Consider the following 391-nt stretch of genomic DNA (forward strand, 5'->3'; position numbering starts at 1 on the left):
CGATTAACAACACCCAACTCATCTTCTTCACGCATTTTACGTAGTTTTTCTTCTGCTTGCGATTCTTCAAGTTGCTTATTCCACATTGAAGCATACAAACCTTTCTTACGCAAAAGTTCTGTATGTGTCCCATTTTCAATAATACGACCATTTTTGAGAACTAAAATTTCATCAGCATTGATAACAGTAGAAAGACGGTGAGCAATTATTAATGTTGTACGTCCACGACTTATAATATCCAATGCTTGTTGAATTTCCTGTTCTGTTGCCGTATCAAGAGCTGCTGTTGCTTCATCCAGAATAAGAAGGGGGGGAGCTTTCAACAATGTCCGCGCAATAGCTACACGTTGGTTTTCACCACCTGATAATTTAAGTCCACGTTCACCTACCA

At 39.1% G+C, this 391-nt stretch carries 1 protein-coding gene; it reads right to left on the reverse strand.

Annotation, left to right across the window (positions count from 1 at the left end):
• The coding region (locus ACFINO_RS10475) for an ATP-binding cassette domain-containing protein (protein ID WP_375655780.1) at positions 1–391 on the reverse strand (391 nt) is incomplete at both ends.

The sequence above is a fragment of the Bartonella sp. AA83SXKL genome (genome assembly GCF_042196965.1).
In the GTDB taxonomy this organism is placed as follows: Bacteria; Pseudomonadota; Alphaproteobacteria; order Rhizobiales; family Rhizobiaceae; genus Bartonella.